Origin of the sequence: Brevundimonas sp. (assembly GCF_003248455.1) — a bacterium.
GTDB lineage: Bacteria > Pseudomonadota > Alphaproteobacteria > Caulobacterales > Caulobacteraceae > Brevundimonas.
In genome coordinates this window covers 79,437-98,652 of the sequence record NZ_QFNM01000005.1, presented here as the reverse complement: position 1 = coordinate 98,652, position 19,216 = coordinate 79,437, and the positions used below count along the sequence as shown (strand labels likewise).

The window sequence follows — 19,216 nt, the reverse complement described above, 5'->3', positions numbered from 1 at the left end:
CGTTGTCGTCGATACTTGGTGGAATCCGCGAAGCGTGGCCTGGTTTGTCGCTGGAGACGGCCGGGCGAACACGAACCATCCGGCTCGCGCCGCCCTCAGCGCCGGTCAGTCCACGGTCAGCACGATCTTGCCCCGGATGTGGCCCTCGGCCGCGCGCTCGTGCGCCTTGCGGGCGTCGGCGAGCGGGAAGACGCTGTCGATCGCGACGCGGATCGTCGCGTCATCCAGCAGGCGGCCGACCTCTTCCAGCTGCGCGCCGCTTGCACGGACCTGCGTCGTCGAGACGGTCACGCCGCGCTGCTCCGCCTCGTCGCCGCCGGAGGCGCCAAGACCGAAGATCGGGAACAGCGCGCCGCCGCGCTTGAGCGTTCGCAGGAAGCGGGCGGTCGTCGGTCCGCCGATGGCGTCAACGACGAGATCGACATCGTGCACCACGTCTTCGGGCGTGACCTGGGTGTAATCGAGGAACGCGTCGGCCCCGAGATCGCGCAGGAAGGCTTCATGCCGGCCCGACGCGACCGCGGTCACATGCGCGCCCTTCCACTTGGCGATCTGCACCGCAAAATGGCCGACGCCGCCCGCCGCGCCGTTGACCAGCACGGTCTTCCCCTCGAGCGGAACCGGCGCGTGCGGGGTCGGCTGGAGGGGGTTGGGCGCATCATGGCCTTCGTCGATCAGGAATTGCCATGCCGTCAGCAACGACATCGGCGCGGCGGCGGCATGGATATGATCGATACCGGCCGGCTTGTGCGCCAGATCGGAGGCCGGCACGCTGACATATTCGGCATAGGCCTCTCCCATCCCGGTAGGAAAGCGCACCATCGAATAGACTTCGTCGCCGATCGCGAACCCCTGCACGTCCGGCGCGATCTCCGCCACGCGGCCCGAGATATCCGTTCCCAGGATCAGCGGGAATTGCACCGGCTGCCGCCATTCCGGAGGCAGTATCTTCAGCCCGTCGCGCAGATACCAGTCGGGGGGATTGAGGCCGACCCCGTGGACGCGGACGAGCACTTCGCCGGCCTGAAGGGTGGGCCGCGGCGCATCCTCATATTGCAGCACCTCCGGACCGCCGAACGCATGTTGCCGTATCGCCTTCATCGTCTTTTCCGACATTCCGTGATCCTCATGGCTCGACCAGCCCGCCGCCTTGGCGAGACGGCTGTGCATCGGTCTGTTGAACGTCGCATTCTCGGGAAGAGGCCGTCGATGCGATCAGGATCGACAAATAGACAGCGCAGACTCGGTTGATAATGCCGCTCTGTGTCGCTTTAATCATGCCATGAAGGAACAGATCGGCCTGGACAGGCTGACCGGGCTGATCGCCTTCGCGCGGGCCGGGTCGATGGGCAGCTATACGGCCGCCGCCCGCTCGCTCTCCATCTCGCCCTCGGCGGTGAGCAAAAGCGTGCAACGGCTTGAACAGCGCCTGGGCGTGTCGCTCTTCACCCGCACGACCCGCTCGCTGACGCTGACCCCGGAAGGCCGCGACCTGCACGAGCGCGCCCTCAGACTGTTGCGCGACGCCGAGGAGATCGAGCAGGCCGCGATCATGGCCCGGTCGGCGCCGTCGGGCACGTTGCGGATCGCAGCGCCCCTGACGATAGGCATCCATCTGATCGGACCCGCCCTGCCTGCGTTTCGCAGGCGCTACCCTGACGTCATGGTCGATCTGCGGCTCAGCGACCAGATCGTCGACATCGTCGAGCAGGGCATCGATATCGCGGTGCGGATCGGGGAGCCCGCGGATTCGCGGCTCCTGTGGCGCCGGCTGGCGCCCTACCGGCTCTGCGCCTTCGCATCGCCGGGCTATCTGGCCGAGCGGGGCGAGCCGGGGCGCCCGAACGACCTGGAGGGGCACGACACCGTCAACCTGCGCTACCAGAGCACGGGGCAATCCTATCGCTGGCCGTTTCGGATCGGCGAGCGCGAGATCGAGATCGTCCCCCCGTCAGGGATCATGGCGGACGCCAGCGAAGCGCTGGTCGCCGCCGTCGCGGCCGGCGGCGGCATCGGCATGCTCGCGACGTTTATCGCGGCGCCCTATGTGGCGCGCGGCGAACTGGTCCCCATCCTGTCCGACTTCGCCGTCGAGCGGAACAACATCGCCGCCCTCTGGCCTGAAAGTCGAAGGGCGAACCCCGCCGTGCGGGCCTTCCTGGCCCTGCTGCAAGAGCTGACGCTGGACGGTGGCGTCGACGCTGACCTATGAGCGGCCGGTCGGCGCCGATGCGCCGCCATCGCGTGAAAGCCGCTCGCCGCATCGTCGAATCCCCCACGCCGAAGGGCCGCTCTCGCCAGTCGACGCGGTTCGCACGCCCTTTGAAGCCGGGCTGTCGCGCTTGTCGCCGAAGCCGAGACCACACCGTTCCAGCCGCGCCCCGGTGTCGCTTTGACGGCCCCTGCGCCAGCCCCTAGGTGAGAACCTTGCCGAACCTTGAGCGTTCGGCAAAGCCCCCCGGTTGTTCGGAGAGACGCGCCGCCTTCATGTCCATCAGCTTGCTTCTCCTGATCATCCTGATCCTGCCCTTCATGGGCGCGATGGCGGCGGCCGGCCTGCCGCGTCATGCGCGCACGGCCGCCGCTATCCTGTCGTGGATCGTGGCCCTGGTCAGTCTGGGGTGTCTGGCGGCGCTTTGGCCGATGTTCCAGGACGGGGAGACGCTGCGCTACGAGATCCCCTGGCTGCCTTCGCTGGGGGTCAATCTTGTGCTGCGGCTGGACGGGCTGTCGTGGCTGTTCAGCGCCCTGATCCTGGGGATTGGCGCCTTGGTGGTGCTGTACGCCCGCTACTACATGTCGCCGAAGGATCCGGTCCCGCGCTTCTTCTCCTTCCTGCTGGCCTTCATGGGCGCGATGCAGGGGGTGGTGCTGTCGGGCAACCTAATCCAGATGGTGGTCTTCTGGGAGATGACCAGCCTCTTTTCCTTCCTCCTGATCGGCTATTGGCACCAGAACCCGGCCGCGCGCGAGGGTTCGCGCATGGCCCTGACGGTCACGGCGACGGGCGGGGTCGCCCTGCTGGTCGGCATGATTCTGATCGGGCGGATCGTCGGCAGTTACGACCTGGACGTCGTCCTGGCGTCACGGGACGCCATTCAGGCCAGCCCGCTCTATCTGCCGGCCCTGCTGCTTATTCTGCTGGGGGCGATGACCAAGAGCGCCCAGTTCCCTTTCCATTTCTGGCTGCCGCGCGCCATGGCCGCGCCCACGCCGGTCAGCGCCTATCTGCATTCCGCGACCATGGTGAAGGCGGGGGTCTTTCTGCTGATCCGCTTCTGGCCGGTCTTCGCCGGCACCGAAAGCTGGTATCTGATCGTCGGGGGCGCAGGGCTGGCGACCCTTCTGCTCGGCGCCTGGTGCGCCATCTTCCAGCACGATCTCAAGGGCCTCCTGGCCTATTCGACTATCAGCCACCTGGGCCTGATCGTGTTGCTGCTGGGCCTGGGCAGTCCGCTGGGCTGCATCGCCGCCATCTTCCACACGGTGAACCACGCCACCTTCAAGGCGTCCCTGTTCATGGCCGCCGGCATCATCGACCACGAGGCCGGCACCCGCGACATGAGAAAGCTGAGCGGACTGTTCCGCTTCATGCCCTACACCGCCACCCTGGCCATGGTGGCGGCGGCGGCGATGGCGGGCGTGCCCCTGCTGAACGGCTTTCTATCCAAGGAGATGTTCCTGGCCGAGGCGGTGGCCAGCGTGAACACCCACGGCCTGAACCTGATCTTGCCCGCACTGGCGACCCTGGCCAGCGCTTTCAGCGTCCTCTACTCGCTGCGTTTCATCCACACGACCTTCTTCGGCCCGCCGCCGACCGAACTGGACCGCACCCCGCACGAGCCGCCGGCCTGGATGCGTCGTCCGGTCGAGGTGCTGGTGGGGTTGTGCCTGGTCGTCGGCATCTTCCCGGCGGTGACGGTCGGCCCCTTCCTGAAAAGCGCCGCAGTGTCGGTTCTGGGGTTCGACCTGCCCTACTACAGCCTGGCGCTGTGGCACGGGTTCAACCTGCCGCTGATCCTCAGCATCGTCGCCCTGGCAGGCGGCGTGGCGCTGTATGTCGTGTTCGGCCGGCGCATCAACGCCAATCCGCGCGGCGCCCCCTGGGGCTGGAAGCGGCTGAACGGCGGGTGGCTGTTTGAAAAGGCCATGACCGGCCTGTTCAAGGGATCCGACGCGATGGTGCGCGTCTTCGGTTCGGCGCGCCAGCAGCCCCAGCTCAGAGCCATCGTTCTGGTCGCCCTGCTGGCCGGCGGGCTGGCGGCGCTGGGGGCGGGTCTGGTCATCGTGCCGATCACGCCGACCTTCACCCTGTCCAACTGGGCTTTCGCGGGCCTTTGGCTGGCCGGCGGGGCCTGCGCCGTCGCCGCCGCCTGGCAGGCCAAGTATCACAGGCTGGCGGCGGTGGTGTTGATGGGCGGCGCGGGTCTGGCCAGCTGCATCTCCTTCATCTGGCTGTCGGCGCCCGACCTGGCGGTGACGCAGTTGCTGGTGGAGGTGGTCACGACCGTCCTTCTGCTGCTGGGCCTGCGCTGGTTGCCGAAGCGGCTGGAGACCATCCGCCTGCCTGCGGCGATGGAGCGCCGCTCTCGCCGCCGCCGCCGTCTAGACCTGATCGTGGCCGGAGCGGCGGGCCTGTCGCTGTCCGCCATAGCCTACGCCGTCATGACCCGGCCGCCGGTCGAGGGGATTTCGCGCTATTTCGTCGAGCACGCCTATCGCGATGCGGGCGGGCGCAACATCGTCAATGTGATCCTGGTCGATTTCCGGGCCTTCGACACCTTTGGCGAGATCACGGTGCTGGGCATTGTCGGCCTGACCGTGTTCGCCCTATTGCGCCGGTTCCGGCCCGCCGACGACAGCCTTCCCGGACCCACGCAGCAGCGGGTTCAGAACGCCTCCGACCGCGACCACGAACATCGGGCCGAGGGCGATACCCTGAAAGAGACCATGCTGATCCCGCGCGTGGTGATGCGCTGGATATTCCCCTTCATCATCCTGCTGGCCGTGCACCTGTTCCTGCGCGGCCATGATCTGCCGGGCGGTGGATTCGCGGCGGGGGTGGCGCTGTCGATCGCCTTCATCCTGCAGTACATGGCCTCGGGCGCGCGCTGGGTGGAGGAACGGCTGACCATCCGCCCGATCAACTGGATCGGGGCCGGCCTGGTGATCGCGGTGCTGAGCGGCGCAGGCGCCTGGGTGTTCGGCCGGCCGTTCCTGACCTCCTGGTTCCGGTACGCCGACCTGCCGATCCTGGGCCGCGTGCCCCTGGCCAGCGCTGTCCTGTTCGACCTCGGGGTGGTGGTGCTGGTGGTCGGCGCCACGGTCCTGACCCTGGTCGCCCTGGCGCACCAGTCGCTGCGCAAGCCCAAACAGACAGACCCCGAGGGAGAACCGTCATGATGGAGCTGGTTCTGGCTCTGGCCATTGGGGTCCTGGCGGCGTCGGGGGTCTGGCTGATGCTGCGCCCGCGCACATTCCAGGTCATCATGGGCCTGTCGCTGCTGTCCTATGCCGTCAACATCTTCATCTTCGCCATGGGGCGGTTGAAGTCGGGCGCTCCGCCGGTTCTGGTCGACGGCGTGTCGGAGCCCGCCCGCTACGCCGATCCGACGCCCCAGGCCCTGGTACTGACGGCCATCGTCATCAGCTTCGCCCTGACAGCCCTGTTCCTGGTCGTCATCCTGGCGGCGCGCGGCGTGACCGGCAGCGACCATGTGGACGGCAAGGAGCCGGATGCATGACCCACTGGCACGACCATCTGATCATCGGCCCGATCCTGCTGCCTATGGCCGTCGCTGCGGCCATGCTGCTGATCGACGAGCGTCGGCGCACCCTGAAGGCGTCGCTGAGCCTGGCCGCCATGGCGGCCATACTGGCCATGGCTTTGATTCTGCTCCACGAAAGCGCGACCGGGGCGGCGGGCGGCGGCGACACGGCGCGCGTCTATCGCCTGGGCGACTGGGCCGCGCCCTATGGGGTGGTCCTGGTGGCGGACCGACTGTCGACCCTGATGGTGGCCCTGACCAGCGTGTTGGGCGGCTTAGCCCTGATCTTCGCCCTGGCGCGATGGGATCGGGCGGGGCCGCGTTTCCACGCCCTGTTTCTGACGCTGATCATGGGGGTGAACGGCGCCTTCCTTACCGGAGACCTGTTCAACCTGTTCGTCTTCTTCGAGGTCATGCTGGCCGCCTCTTACGGTTTGGCCCTGCACGGATCGGGCGAGGCGCGAGTTCGGGCCGGCGTGCTCTATATCGCCGTCAATCTGACGGCGTCTCTGCTGTTCCTGATCGGGGTGTCGCTGATCTATGGAGTCGCGGGCACCCTGAACATGGCCGATCTGGCGGCGCGGGTTCCGGGCGTCGCGGCCGGCGACCTGGGCCTGTTCCACGTCGGGGCGGCCGTGCTGGGCACGGCCTTCCTGATCAAATGCGCCATGTGGCCGCTGGGCTTCTGGCTGACCTCGACCTATTCGGCGGCCAGCGCCCCTTCGGCCGCCGCATTCGCCATCCTGTCCAAGGTCGGGGTCTATGTGGTGATCCGGCTCAGCCTGCTGCTGTTCGGCGTCCAGGCCGGGGCGTCGGCCGGATTCGGCCTGACCTGGCTGCTGGTCGGCGGGCTGGCGACCGTCGCCTTCGGCACCTTCGGCCTGATCGCCTCGCGCGACCTGTCCAGGGCGGCCGGGTTCGGCGTCATAATCTCGTCCGGTTCGGTTCTGGCCATCCTCGGCGTCGGCGATACGTCGGCGCTCAGCGGCGCCCTGTATTACCTGATCGGGTCGACCCTGGCCTGTGCGGCCCTGTTCCTGTTGGCCGAGATCCTACAGCGAGGCCGCGAGCCCGACGTGGGCGAGGCGCGGGCGGTGTTCGACGACGAATATCGCGACCCCTTCGACGACGACGAGAGGAACGAGCCCGGGCTGGTCATCCCGGCGGCCGTGGCGGCCCTGGGCGGCGCGTTCCTGATCTGCACCCTGATGCTGGCGGGTCTGCCCCCGCTGGCGGGCTTCGTCGGCAAGCTGGCCATGATCGACGCCCTAGTGCGCCAGGGCGGCGCGGCGCCCTGGATTCTGACGGCCGTGCTGTCGGTCTCCAGCATCGGCGCCCTTATCGGCCTGACCCGCCTGGGCGTCGGCGCCATCTGGACGCGCGATGACGACGCTCCCGCCCTGGTCGTCGGCGCGGCCGAGGCGACGGCCCTGGCGGGCCTCCTGGCCGCCTGCGTGCTGCTGGCCGTCTTCGCTGGCCCGGCCCTGGTCTATACCGACCATACCGCCGCCTGGCTGGCCGATCCGCAGGCCTATGTTCAGGCCGTCCTGAGCGGAGGCGGCCGATGAGACGCATCCTGCCCTACCCTATCCTCTCGGCGAGCCTGTTCGTCGCCTCCGTTTTGCTCAGCAACTCCCTCGCCCCGCCGTCGCTCGCCCTGGGGCTGCTGATCGCGCTTTTCGCCCCCGCCATCATGCTGGCCCTCAGGGTCGAGCGGGTGCGGGTGAAGAGCCCTTCCGCCATCCTCAGCTTGTTTGCAGACGTCGCCGCCGACATCGTGCGCTCCAACTGGGCGGTGTCGCAGATCATCGTGGCGGGGCGGCGGCGCAGTCGCACCTCGGGCTTCATCCATGTGCCGCTGGAGCTCCGCGACCGCTACGCCCTGGCCGTCCTGGCCATCATCGTGACCAGCACCCCCGGAACCCTGTGGGTCGAATACGAGCCGGCGACCGGCCGGCTGCTGCTGCATGTGCTCGACCTGGTCAATGAGGAGGAATGGATACGGCTGATCAAGGACCGCTACGAGCGCAGGCTGATGGAGATTTTCGAATGACGGCGGCGGTTCTGGTCTGGGGTATGGGCCTGGCCCAGCTGATGCTGGTCTGCGCCATGGGATTGGCCGTCTGGCGCATCGTTCGCGGACCGCGCGCCCAGGATCGCGTGCTGGGCATGGACACCCTTTATCTGAACGCCATGCTGCTGGTCGTCGTGTTCGGCGTGCGCACCAACAGCCAGCTGTATTTCGAGGCCGCCCTGATCATCGGCATGCTGGGCTTCGCCGCCACCGTCGCTCTGGCCAAGTTCCTGATGCGTGGCGAGGTGATCGAATGAGCGCCGACCAAGTTCCCCCCTGGGTCGCCTTCGTGGTCGCGGGCCTGGCCCTGGCCGGCGCCGCCCTGTCGCTGATCGGCGCGATCGGCCTGGCCCAGCTCAAGACCTTCTACGAGCGGGTGCACGCCCCGACCCTGGGCGCCACCCTGGGCATGGCCCTGGTGCTGGCGGCCTCCATCGTCTGGTTCACGGCGGTCGAAGGGCGTTTCATGCCGCGCGAAATCCTGATCGGCCTTTTCCTGACGGTGACGACGCCGGTGACGCTTATCCTTCTGGCGCGTGCAGCCCTTTTCCGCGACCGCACCGAGGACGCCGACGACAAAAAAGAGCCCGGCAGGGGGCCGCCGGGCTGAAGCTAGGTTCGGTGATGGCGCCCTTAAGGGCGCTCTCATTGGTTAACCGAATTGGTTTCCAACATCTTAACGAGCGGCGGCGGGACGATCCGGCAGCCAGGCGCTCTGATGGCCGTTGGGCTGCACCGGCCAATTGATGCGCCATCCCTGGCCAGCGCGCGCAATGGAGAATCCGCCTTGCCCGGCGTCTCCAGGATAGTCGAAGGCCTGGCCGTCCACGACGATCTCCACGGAGCCCGCCCGGCCCGCCATGGCCCGCCAGCGCCCCCGCGACGACGGCGCGACGTTGGCTGCAACCCCGCCCATCGCGACGACGGGCGGCTTGTGCCCAGCCGGACCCGAGATCATCAGGGTCGATCCATCCGAATCCACCGCATCCAGCACGCCCCTCCCGTCCAGCCTGATCGTCGGCTGGCCTGCGGCGATCAGGGCGACCGGCCCGGCCCCGCCCTGGATCACCACCAGCGTTTCGGGCGAGACGGCGGCGTCCTCGCCCACCTGCACCTCAGGCGTCAGGCGTAAGTCGCCGTAGAGCGGCGGCAGCCTCAGTTCGAAACGCCCGGCCGCATCGGCGTTGACCGCCACCGCCGCCACGTCCGGTGCGCGCAGCACCACGCGGGCGTCGGGATCGGCAGCCCCGCGCACGATCAGCACGCCGCCGTCGCGCGTCACCCCGTCGATCAGCGGGGGCCGAACCCAGGGCGAGGCCTTTTCCGCGCCAGCCGGTCCAGCCACCCCGCCATCGCCCCGCGAACAGGCCGACAGCGTCGCGCCCGCCGCCGCCAGGGCCGCGACGATCGCGATGCTGATCCGACGTTTCATCCTTGGCCTCGACGATATAGGACTGGCGACCCAGCGGCTTGCGCTGGTGTTAGCGCGAGCGCCGCCGGTTTGGCCATGGGTCGGATCGGCATTCGTTCTGTTCGAGGCCCCATGTCCCTGCCCCCCGTTTCGTTCCAGCCGTTCGACGGCCCGTCCGTCTGTCTGTTCTGCGGCGCCTCCGAGACCGCCGACCCCGCCTATGCCGAGGCGGCCTACGCCTTTGGCCGCGCAACGGCCCAGGCCGGATGGCGGCTGGTCTACGGCGGCGGCGGCGTGGGGCTGATGGGGGCGTCCGCGCGGGGCGCGCATGAGGCGGGCGGCCGCGTCGTCGGCATCATGCCGGCGTTCCTGCGCAGCCGCGAACGCCTGTTCGACGAGGTCGAGACCGTTGTCGTCACCTCCATGCACGAGCGCAAACAGCTGATGTACGATCAGTCGGACGCCTTCGTCGTGGCGCCCGGCGGCATCGGCACCTTGGAAGAGGTGGTCGAACTGCTGTCATGGAAACGGCTGGACCTGCACCACAAGCCGGTCGTCTTTCTGAACCTGAACGGCTTCTGGGACGGCTTTTTCGCCCTGATGCGCCACAGTGTGAACGAGGGCATGACCCCACCTTCGTTCCTGGACGCCTGGACCGTCGCCGACACGGTGGAGGACGCCTGGGCCCAGCTCCAGACTCCCGAGGCGCCGCAGCAAAGACATGATCGTCGCTAAGTGATCGCCGCTTCTATTCGCGGCCGACGTATTGACAGTTTTTATCCGAAACTGACATTGGGGACACGGCGGCAAGACGCCGTTCTTCGATGCGGAAAGTTTCCCATGCGCGCCCTGCTTATCGCCGCCGCCCTGTTCGCCGCCGCTCCGGCCGTCGCCCAGACGCCCGCCGCCACTCGCCTGACCTTGGCCGACGCCGCCAAGGCGCCGGCTCGCGCCACCATCATCGACGGCGCTCGCTGGTCCTGCGAGGGCGCGACCTGCACAGCCGCTGGCGGCACGGAGCAGCCCGCCACGCGCGCCTGCCGCCGCGTGGTTCAGAAGTTCGGCCCTGTGACCGCCTTCGCCTACAAGGGCGTCGAACTTAGCGCCGAAGAACTGGCCGTCTGCAACGCCTAATCCGGCAAAGGGTCGAGGCGGCTCAGGCCGCCTCGCCTCTCAGACGCCGCTGCAGGGTCTCGCGCCCGATCAGCGGCGCCAGGGCGGCCATGTCCGGCCCGTGCGCCTGGCCGGTCAGCGCCAGCCGCAACGGCATGAACAACGCCTTGCCCTTGGCGCCCGTCTCAGCCTTCACGGCGTTGGTCCAGGTCGGCCAGGCGGTTTCGTCGATCACGTCGGGCAGCAGTTTCGCGGCCGCATCGATGAAGGCCGCGTCCTCGATCACCGGCTGGATCGGCCCCTGAACGATCTTCGCCATTTCAACGACATCGGCGAACTTGTTCAGATTGCCCCGTACAACGGACCAGAAGGTTTCGCCCAGGTCGGCGCCCAGCGCCTGAAGCCGCGGCCTGGCCGTCTCATAGTCCATGACGTGTAGCGCCTGGGCGTTCAGCCGGTCCAAATCCGCCGTGTCGTAGCGCGCCGGCGAACGGCCCATCTTTGAGAAGGCGAAGCCGGCGCCCAGCGCCGCGATGGATTCGGCGACCTCCAGCGGGTCCGACGTGCCGATCCGGCCCAGGTGGCTGGTGATGGCGATTGGCTCGTAACCCTGGTCGCGCATATCGCTGATCGACAGCGACCCCAGCCGTTTCGACAGGGCCGCCCCGTCCGCGCCGACCAGCAACGGCATATGGGCGAAACCCGGCACGGGCGCGCCCAACGCCTCGAAGATTTCGATCTGGGCGCCGGTGTTGGTGACGTGATCCTCGCCCCGGATGATGTGGGTGATCGCCATATCGATGTCGTCCACGACCGACGGCAGGGTGTAGAGGAACAGGCCGTCCTCGCGGATCAGAACCGGATCGGACATCGAGGCGGTGTCGACCTCGGCATGGCCGCGCGCCAGGTCGTCCCAGGCGACGCGCTTGCCATCCAGCTTGAAGCGCCAGTGCGGGCGACGGCCCTCGGCCTCATAGGCGGCCTTCTGCTCTTCGGTCAGTTCCAGAGCGGCGCGGTCATAGATCGGCGGCAGGCCGCGCGACAACTGCACCTTGCGGCGGCGGTCCAGTTCGTCGGCCGTCTCATAGGCTGGGTAGAGACGCCCGGAGGCCTTCAGCCTCTCCGCCGCCTCTTCATATCGGTCGAACCGCTTGGACTGGTTGTGGCGTTCGTCCCACGTCATCCCCAGCCAGGTCAGATCGTCCTCGATCCCCTGTTCGAACTCGGCCGTCGAGCGAGCCAGGTCGGTGTCGTCGATACGCAACACGAACGCCCCCCCCTGCCCTTTCGCAAACAGCCAGTTCACCAGGGCGGTGCGGACATTGCCGACGTGCAGCCTACCCGTCGGCGACGGGGCGAAACGAACCTTGACGGACATGGGGGATCAACGACCTCGAAAGCGAGGCGGCTAGGTCGCGCCGCAACCCGGCGAAGTCAAGGCGCGGCTCGGATCGAACCGCCGTCATCATAGGATTTCACCTCGGAAGCGGTTTCGAAAGCGTCCGAAAGGCCTGAATTATTCCCACTCGATCAGTAGTGAGACAAATATCGTTTTGATTGCTCTCAATATTTTCAAACTGAGAAAACTACGATACTGGAAAATCGCTCTGGCATTACTTCTGCCGTTGAATTTACTAGAGAAATAAGCGGTATCACAATTGCGTGATTACGCTATCTTTTTCCACCTTTTTGGTCGTTCGCCCGAAAATGTGGTCGGCGCAACTTTGGAATTGAGTCGAAAGGCCGCGAAACGTCTCTTCGTGTAAACATTGTCGCGATTCGTATCGTTGCGCCGACCGCTTACGCCATCAGCTATTTGCCGACCAACTTGGTTCAAGACGCGCGCAGCGATGGCCGCCTTATCTTGCGGAAGCGTCCATAGTGCTCGGCGACCGTCTTCGGAGTATCCTGGATGGCGTAGCTGGCCTGCTCGTAGGAGCCCGTGACTTTCAGCACATGCGTCGCCAGCACATCCCTGACGCTGTGAGGACCATGGGGCAACAACCCAATCGCGCCCCGGCCTGTGTAGGGATTGAAGATGCCGTACCGCTGGATGACGAGCCGCCACGCCTCATAGAAGGTGGTCTGGCTGTAGGCGGCCGATCGGCTGCTCATCTTCACCGTCTTCACAAAGAAGGTCCCAGGATCGGGCGAAGCGGCAAGCAGTATCCGCCTATGCTTGGCGAGGTAGGCTTCGATCGCCTCATAGAGGCCCTTCAGGTCGGGAAGCAGAAGACGAAAGGGGCGCTTGGAGAAGTAGGCCGAACCGGCGTTCTTGAACGCGGCGCAAGGGATGAAGACCTCCCAACCTTCGTCGCGTTCGCTCCAACGCAGTTGACCCTGCCTACGACGTTCCAGCGCTCCTTCGGGCAAAGGGACGGATTGACGGCTGCACACCAGGAGTTGGCGCAGGTTCTTCTGCCGCAATCCGGACACCGTCGCGGACATGCTCAAGGTCGCACAACATCGCGGCTGGACCCGCCTCAAGGTGGCGGGAGACGAGGCCTTCCGGCGCGAAGTCTGGGTGCAGGCCCGGCCATGGGCCTGGAGATTCAAGGCTATCGCGCCCGGGACCGGGACCGCGCAGCGGCCGGGCTGCCGCATGGCCGGGCGGAGATGGAGGAGCGGCTCCGCCGGGCCTCCCTGGTGGTCCGCACCATCGTGATGGACACGCAGGCCCAGCAGCGCCTGATCGCCCATGCCGCGGAAAAGGCCGGACTGGCGCGATCGTCGGACCGGGAGCAGCGACACGGTCGTCAGCGGGATCGTTGAGCGCCAGGGCGCATCGATCCTCTTAGCACCCAAATATGGGCGATTAGGCCCTCCCATGGCGATAAGCGCCCATATTTATTGCGCATGGCTGCCGGTTTGAGGCGTTTCTCCCCTGCCCAGTCGGGCCTCGTCGTGTGGACGAGGCGGCAAACCTAAAGGATCTTTCACGGCAGCGCTTGACTCCGCCTCTGATGAAGAGGGCATATATGAGAACATTTAGAGAACATTCTCATGCCGCCGCCTCATGCCCTTCATCCGTTGCGCCAGCAGATCGCAACCTTGCAGCCCGACCGGACCAAGCCTGAACGGACCTTCCGCCTGGGCCTGGAGAGTGTCGACCAGCATCTGGGACCGCTCAGGGCCGACGCCCTGCATGAGGTTCTGGCCGCAGCGCCGCGTCAGGGCGTCGCGGCGCAGGGGTTCGCCCTGGGACTGGCGTTGAGGGCCACCTCCAGGGCCGTCATTTGGGTTCTGCAGTCGGCGGGGCGATCCGAACTGGGGGAGCCCTATGGCCCCGGGCTCATCCCCTGGGGCCTGGACCCGGCCCATCTCATCTTCGTCCGCGCGCCCGACGCCGCCGCCCTGCTGGCGGCCGGCGAGGAGGCGCTGCGCAGCGGGGCGGCGGGCGCCGTGATCCTGAGCGGCTGGGGCGAGGCCAGGGCCTACGGCCTGACCGCCAGCCGGCGGCTGATGATGGCGGCCCAGGCGGGATCGAGCCTGGGCGTGCTTGTGCGGGCCGGCGCATCCGTCGCTCCCAGCGCCGCCGAGACCCGCTGGTCGATCGCCGCCGCCCCATCCGCGCCGCTGGAGGCCGATGCGCCGGGACGACCAGCCTTCCGGGCCCGGCTGTTGCGCTGCCGCTCAGGCGCGCCGCCCGGCGAGTGGACGCTGGAGTGGGATCGTGAGACGCGCGCTTTCATCCCAGCGTCGGCACCTGGCGGTGTGGTTTCCGTTCCTGCCGACCGACCGGCTGCGGCGGACGCCATCCGCCGAACCCGCGCCGCCTGACCGCCCCCTGGTCTTGACCGACAAGGACCGGGGCGCCTTGCGCCTGACGGCGGCGGACGCCCAGGCCCTCGCGCTGGGCCTTTCACCCGGCATGACCCTGGCCGACGCGCGGGCGCGGGTTCCGAACCTCGACGTTCGGAGCCACGACGTCGATGCGGACGCCCGATTGCTAAAGGCCGTGCTTGCGGACTTCGACCGGTTCACGCCCATGGCGGCGCTGGATCATCCGCACGGCCTGATGCTGGACGTGACCGGCTGCGCTCATCTGTTCGGCGGCGAAGCGGGGCTGATGCAGGCGGTGCGATCCCGCGCCGAGCGTGTCGGACTGCAGACCCGCCTGGCCATGGCCCGCACGCCCCAGACCGCCCGGGCGCTGAGCCGGTTCGGCCCCGGCGGGATCGCGCCCCAGGGCCGGGACGCCGACCTTGCGCGGCGCCTGCCCATCGCGGCGATGGAGCTGCCGTCCCGCGACCATCAGGCCCTGCGCCGCGCGGGGCTGAAGACGCTTGGCGACCTGGACGATCGACCGCGCGCGCCGCTAGCCGCCCGCTTCGGCGCCGACTTTCCCGACCGGCTGGATCGTCTGATGGGACGCGTCGATGTGCGGATCACGCCGCACCGTCCGCCTCCGCCCGTCATCGCCGACCGCATCGTGGCCGAACCCATCGCCGAGACAGACGCGGTCCATGCGGTCATCGCCGACCTGCTGACCGATGTGGAGCATCAGCTTGAGACGCGCGGCCAGGGCGCACGGCGCTTCATCCTCGCCCTCTATCGTCTCGACGGGGACATCCGGCGCATCGCCCTTCAGACGGCACGGCCCCTGCGCGATCCAGCGGCCCTGCGACGCCTGTTCCGGGAGCGGCTGGCGGCCCTGTCGCGCCCCATCGATCCCGGCTTCGGGTTCGATCAGCTGCGGCTGAGCGCGGATCAGCTGCGCGGGCTTTCCCCCGAACAGGCCGCCTTCGATCGCCGCCCCGACGCCTCGGCCGCGCTGGACGCCCTGATCGACCAGCTCAGCGCGCGGCTGGGGCCGGAGGCGGTGTTGCGGATCGAACCCTTCGCCTCGCATCTGCCCGAACGGGCTTGGCGGCGCGTTCCAGCCCAGACCGCCGCCGTATCCGCCCCCTGGCCGAGACATGACGCAGACGCCGCGCCCTTGCGGCCGCTGCATCTGTTCGACCGACCCCAGCCGGTGGAGGCCATCGCCCTGGCGCCCGACAGCCCACCCGCCCGCTTCACCTGGCGCCGGGCCACCCACCGGGTCGTCTACGCCGAGGGGCCCGAGCGCATCGCCGCGGAGTGGTGGCGGGCGCCCCGTCACCGGGTGCGCGACTACTATCGGGTGGAAGACGAAGAGGGCCTTCGCTTCTGGCTGTTCCGGGCCGGGGAATATGGCGCAGACCCGCCCCCGCGCTGGTATGTGCACGGGCTGTTCGCATGAGCGCGCCCTCCCCTGGCCCCGCCTATGCCGAGCTGGTGGCCGCCAGCAATTTCTCCTTCCTGCGCGGCGCCTCCCACCCCAAGGACCTGGTCCTGACCGCCCTCCTGCGCGGCCATGCGGGCCTGGGTCTGGCCGACCGCAACACCGTCGCCGGCGTCGTGCGGGCCTGGTCCGCGCTGAAGCAACTGCGCGAACATGGCGGCACCCCGGTGGAGAAGGCGCGCACCGGCGGCTCGCCCGGAGAGGTCGTTTTCGTTGAAGGCGCCTCGGCCCCGTCAGACCTGGCCGAGGCGGTGAAGGCGAGAGCCCAGACCTTTCACCTGCTGACCGGCGCGCGCCTGGTTTTTACGGACGGCACACCGGATATCGTCGCCTACCCGGAGGATCGCACTGGGTGGGGCCGGCTGACCCGGCTTCTGACCCTAGGCAATCGCCGAGCGAAAAAGAGCGAGTGCGTCCTTCATCTGAACGACCTGCTGGCGAACTCTGACGGCTTGCTGCTGATCGTGGTTCCTGGCCAGCGGCTGGACAGCCTACCGGACCTGTTGTCCCGTCTCAACGACGCGCGTCCCGGCGCAGTCTGGCTGGGCGCGGCCATTCACCGACGCGGCGACGACCGGCGACGGCTGGCGCACCTGAGAGCCATAGCCGAAATGGCGGATACGCCCCTGCTGGCCATGAACGACGTGCTGTATCACGACCCCGAGGCGCGCGATCTTCAGGACGTCCTGACCTGCATCCGTGAAGGCGTCACCATCGATCAGGCGGGCCTGCGCCTGTTGGCCAACGCCGAGCGCCATCTGAAGGCGCCAGAGGAAATGGCCCGTCTGTTCGCCGATGCGCCCGAAGCCCTGGCGGAGACGCAGAACCTCCTCATGCGCTCCACCTTCGACCTGGAACAGCTCCGCTACGAATACCCTGAGGAGCCCATCCCGCCGGGCCAGACGCCGCAGGGTTGGCTCCGGGCCCTAGTCGATCGCCGCCTGCCCGTCCGCTATCCGGACGGCGCGCCGGAGAAGGTCACGGTCCTGATCGACAAGGAGCTGGCCTATATCGCCGAGCGGGACCTGGCCCCCTATTTCCTGACCATCCACGACATCGTGCGGGTGGCCGAGAACGAGGGCATCCTGTGCCAGGGCCGTGGCTCGGCCGCCAACTCGGCGGTCTGTTACGTGCTGGGCATCACCAGCGTCGATCCCGTCCACCACGACCTGCTGTTCGAACGCTTCATGTCGGCGGACCGCAACGAGCCGCCCGACATCGACGTGGATTTCGAGCACGAGCGGCGCGAGGAGATCATCCAGCACATCTATGACACCTACGGCCGGGAGCGGGCCGGCATCGCCGCCACCGTCATCCGCTATCGTCCCAAGAGCGCCATCCGCGAGGTCGGCAAGGCCCTGGGCCTGACCGAGGACGTGACTGCGGCGCTGGCCGCCACGCAATGGGGAAGCTGGGGCGCCTCCATCCCCGACGAACGCATCGAACAGGCGGGGTTGGACCCGGCCAATCCGATGATCCGCCGCGCCGTGGACATGGCGACCCGCATCATGGGCTTTCCCCGCCACCTCAGTCAGCATGTGGGCGGCTTCATCCTGACACGCGGGCGGTTGGACGAACTGGTCCCCATCGGCAATGCAGCCATGGCCGACCGCACCTTCATCGAATGGGACAAGGACGACATCGACGAACTGGGCCTGATGAAGGTCGATGTGCTGGCGCTGGGCATGCTGACCTGCATCCGAAAGGCCCTGGACCTGATGAAGGCCCACGAGGGTGCCGACTTCGACCTAGCCACGGTCCCGGCCGAACAGGCGGATGTCTATGACATGCTGTGCCGGGGCGACTCCATCGGCGTCTTCCAGGTGGAGAGCCGGGCCCAGATCAACATGCTGCCACGCCTGAAGCCCCGCATTTTCTATGATCTGGTGATCCAGGTGGCGATCGTGCGGCCCGGCCCGATCCAGGGCGACATGGTCCATCCCTATCTGAGAAGGCGAAAGGGCCAGGAGGATGTGATCTACGCCAGCCCGGCCCCGCCCCACGATCCGGGCGAGCTGAAGGCCATCCTGAACCGCACCCTGGGCGTGCCCCTGTTCCAGGAGCAGGCCATGAAGGTGGCCATGGTCGCCGCCGAGTTCAGCGACCGCGAGGCCAACGGCCTGAGAAAAGCCATGGGCACCTTCCGGGGCGACGGCACGCTGCACACCTATGAGAACCGCATGGTCGGGAAGATGATCGAACGGGGCTACGATCCCGACTTCGCCCGGCGCTGTTTCGAGCAGATAAAGGGCTTCGGCTCCTACGGCTTTCCGGAGAGCCACGCCGCCAGCTTCGCCCGGCTGGTCTATGTCTCCAGCTACATCAAATGCCGCCATCCAGCCGCCTTCGCCGCGGCTCTGCTGAACAGTCAGCCCATGGGCTTCTACGCCCCAGCCCAGATCGTCCGCGACGCCCAGGAACATGGTGTCGATATCCGACCCATCGACGTCAATCACTCGGTCTGGGACAACACCCTGGAAGGCCCTAAGGACGCCCTGGTACTCCGCCTAGGCCTGCGCCAGATCGACGGGTTCCGGGAGGACTGGGCCAAGGCCATGAACGCCGCCCGCACCCGCCCGTTCGACGGCGTCGAGAGCCTGATGCGCTGCGCCCGTCTGCCCACGGCGGCGATGCGCAAACTGGCCGACGCCGACGCCTTCCGCTCCCTGGGGCTCGACCGGCGCGAGGCCCTGTGGGCGGTGCGCCGCCTGCCGGACGACAACGCTCTGCCCCTGTTCGCGGCCGCCCATGCACAAGAACTGGGCGAGGAGCCGAACGCCAATCTGCCGACCATGGCGCTGGGCGAGCATGTGGCCGCCGACTACCAGACCACGCGCCTCAGCCTGAAGGCCCATCCCATGGTCATACTGCGCCCGGTGTTCGCCGCCGAGGGCCTGCTCACCTGCGCCCAGGTCGAAGCGAAACGGTCTGGCTCGCGCGTCCGCACCGCCGGCGTCGTCCTTGTGCGGCAGAGACCCGGTAAGGGCAACGCCATCTTCATCACCCTGGAGGATGAGACCGGCATCACCAACCTGGTCCTGTGGGTCCCAGTGTTCGAGGCCCACCGCCGCATCGTCATGGGCACCGGCCTGCTGGCCGTCGAAGGCGTGGTGGAGAAGAGCGCCGAGGGCGTGGTCCATCTGATGGCGCAGACGCTCCATGACCGCTCCGCCGAGCTGAACCGCCTGTCGCCCGACCATGACCCGGTACTGCAGCTGTCCGGCGCCGATGAGTTCGTCCACCCTCAGCATCCAAGGAACCTGCGCATGCTGCCGGGGTCGCGTGATTTTCATTGAGGCGTCCAGCGCTTGAATGGGCCTCGCCACATCGCCTAGCGTCAAAGCGCGCGCTCAGGGGATGACTTTGACGGATTCGATCGACGGCTACGATGCATCCAGGGAGGTCTTCGCCGCCCGCTATGAGAGCCTGGATGCGCAGACCGTGCACGCCGCCTTCCAGGACCTGCTGCCCTCCGGCCAGGACCGGATGGCCCTGGACATCGGCGCCGGCTCTGGCCGGGACGCCGCCTGGCTGACCCGTCTCGGCTTCGATGTCGTCGCGGTCGAACCAGCTCACAGCCTGCA

At 67.8% G+C, this 19,216-nt stretch carries 17 protein-coding genes; 13 read left to right on the top strand and 4 right to left on the bottom strand.

Going from position 1 to position 19,216, the window contains the following annotated elements; translation table 11 throughout:
- Window positions 1-105: 105 nt before the first annotated feature.
- Window positions 106-1,116, bottom strand: coding sequence for an NADP-dependent oxidoreductase (locus DI624_RS03200; RefSeq protein ID WP_291535962.1), 1,011 nt, complete (start codon window positions 1,114-1,116; stop codon window positions 106-108).
- A gap of 61 nt (window positions 1,117-1,177) precedes the next feature.
- Between DI624_RS03200 and DI624_RS03195 the strand changes: the two genes are divergently transcribed.
- The 7 genes from DI624_RS03195 (at window position 1,178) to mnhG (ending at window position 8,452) form a co-directional block, all read left to right on the top strand.
- Window positions 1,178-2,212 (top strand): LysR family transcriptional regulator, encoded by a 1,035-nt coding sequence (locus DI624_RS03195; protein ID WP_291535961.1) that lies wholly within the window; start codon window positions 1,178-1,180, stop codon window positions 2,210-2,212.
- Window positions 2,213-2,487: 275 nt separating this feature from the next.
- Window positions 2,488-5,403, top strand: a complete 2,916-nt coding sequence (locus DI624_RS03190) for a monovalent cation/H+ antiporter subunit A (protein ID WP_291535960.1) — start codon at window positions 2,488-2,490, stop codon at window positions 5,401-5,403.
- The gene (locus DI624_RS03185; protein ID WP_366099099.1) at window positions 5,403-5,744 is read left to right on the top strand and encodes a Na+/H+ antiporter subunit C; all 342 of its coding nucleotides are present in this window, start codon (window positions 5,403-5,405) and stop codon (window positions 5,742-5,744) included. Before DI624_RS03190 ends, DI624_RS03185 begins: the two co-directional genes overlap by 1 nt.
- Window positions 5,741-7,336 carry a monovalent cation/H+ antiporter subunit D gene (locus tag DI624_RS03180; RefSeq protein ID WP_291535957.1) on the top strand — a complete coding sequence of 532 codons (1,596 nt, stop codon included), beginning with the start codon at window positions 5,741-5,743 and terminating at the stop codon, window positions 7,334-7,336. The genes DI624_RS03185 and DI624_RS03180 overlap by 4 nt, the downstream gene beginning before the upstream one ends.
- Window positions 7,333-7,821: a Na+/H+ antiporter subunit E gene (locus DI624_RS03175; RefSeq protein WP_291535956.1), complete on the top strand. Its 489-nt coding sequence runs from the start codon at window positions 7,333-7,335 to the stop codon at window positions 7,819-7,821. The genes DI624_RS03180 and DI624_RS03175 overlap by 4 nt, the downstream gene beginning before the upstream one ends.
- Window positions 7,818-8,099 (top strand): K+/H+ antiporter subunit F, encoded by a 282-nt coding sequence (locus DI624_RS03170; protein ID WP_291535955.1) that lies wholly within the window; start codon window positions 7,818-7,820, stop codon window positions 8,097-8,099. The genes DI624_RS03175 and DI624_RS03170 overlap by 4 nt, the downstream gene beginning before the upstream one ends.
- Window positions 8,096-8,452 (top strand): monovalent cation/H(+) antiporter subunit G, encoded by a 357-nt coding sequence (gene mnhG / locus DI624_RS03165; protein ID WP_291535953.1) that lies wholly within the window; start codon window positions 8,096-8,098, stop codon window positions 8,450-8,452. Before DI624_RS03170 ends, mnhG begins: the two co-directional genes overlap by 4 nt.
- Before the next feature lie 66 nt (window positions 8,453-8,518).
- On the opposite strand, the gene DI624_RS03160 is transcribed toward mnhG, so the two are convergent.
- On the bottom strand, window positions 8,519-9,274 hold the full coding sequence (locus DI624_RS03160; protein WP_291535952.1) for a hypothetical protein: 756 nt from the start codon (window positions 9,272-9,274) through the stop codon (window positions 8,519-8,521).
- Window positions 9,275-9,385: 111 nt separating this feature from the next.
- On the opposite strand from DI624_RS03160, the gene DI624_RS03155 reads away from it, so the two are divergent.
- On the top strand, window positions 9,386-9,988 hold the full coding sequence (locus DI624_RS03155) for a TIGR00730 family Rossman fold protein (RefSeq protein WP_291535950.1): 603 nt from the start codon (window positions 9,386-9,388) through the stop codon (window positions 9,986-9,988).
- A gap of 105 nt (window positions 9,989-10,093) precedes the next feature.
- Window positions 10,094-10,387 (top strand): hypothetical protein, encoded by a 294-nt coding sequence (locus DI624_RS03150; RefSeq protein ID WP_291535949.1) that lies wholly within the window; start codon window positions 10,094-10,096, stop codon window positions 10,385-10,387.
- Between the two features lie 22 nt (window positions 10,388-10,409).
- On the opposite strand, the gene gltX is transcribed toward DI624_RS03150, so the two are convergent.
- Window positions 10,410-11,744: a glutamate--tRNA ligase gene (gene gltX, locus DI624_RS03145; RefSeq protein WP_291535948.1), complete on the bottom strand. Its 1,335-nt coding sequence runs from the start codon at window positions 11,742-11,744 to the stop codon at window positions 10,410-10,412.
- Window positions 11,745-12,199: 455 nt separating this feature from the next.
- Entirely contained in the window at window positions 12,200-12,814 is a 615-nt protein-coding gene (locus tag DI624_RS03140) for a hypothetical protein (RefSeq protein ID WP_291535947.1), read from the bottom strand.
- 90 nt (window positions 12,815-12,904) lie between these two features.
- Between DI624_RS03140 and DI624_RS03135 the strand changes: the two genes are divergently transcribed.
- From DI624_RS03135 to DI624_RS03120, 4 genes are all read left to right on the top strand, one after another.
- Window positions 12,905-13,138, top strand: coding sequence for a hypothetical protein (locus tag DI624_RS03135; RefSeq protein WP_291535946.1), 234 nt, complete (start codon window positions 12,905-12,907; stop codon window positions 13,136-13,138).
- A 231-nt stretch (window positions 13,139-13,369) separates the two neighbouring features.
- On the top strand, window positions 13,370-14,146 hold the full coding sequence (locus tag DI624_RS03130; protein ID WP_291535944.1) for a hypothetical protein: 777 nt from the start codon (window positions 13,370-13,372) through the stop codon (window positions 14,144-14,146).
- Entirely contained in the window at window positions 14,040-15,590 is a 1,551-nt protein-coding gene (locus DI624_RS03125; RefSeq protein WP_291535942.1) for a DNA polymerase Y family protein, read from the top strand. The genes DI624_RS03130 and DI624_RS03125 overlap by 107 nt, the downstream gene beginning before the upstream one ends.
- Window positions 15,587-18,928, top strand: coding sequence for an error-prone DNA polymerase (locus tag DI624_RS03120; RefSeq protein WP_291535940.1), 3,342 nt, complete (start codon window positions 15,587-15,589; stop codon window positions 18,926-18,928). Before DI624_RS03125 ends, DI624_RS03120 begins: the two co-directional genes overlap by 4 nt.
- Window positions 18,929-19,216: the final 288 nt, after the last annotated feature.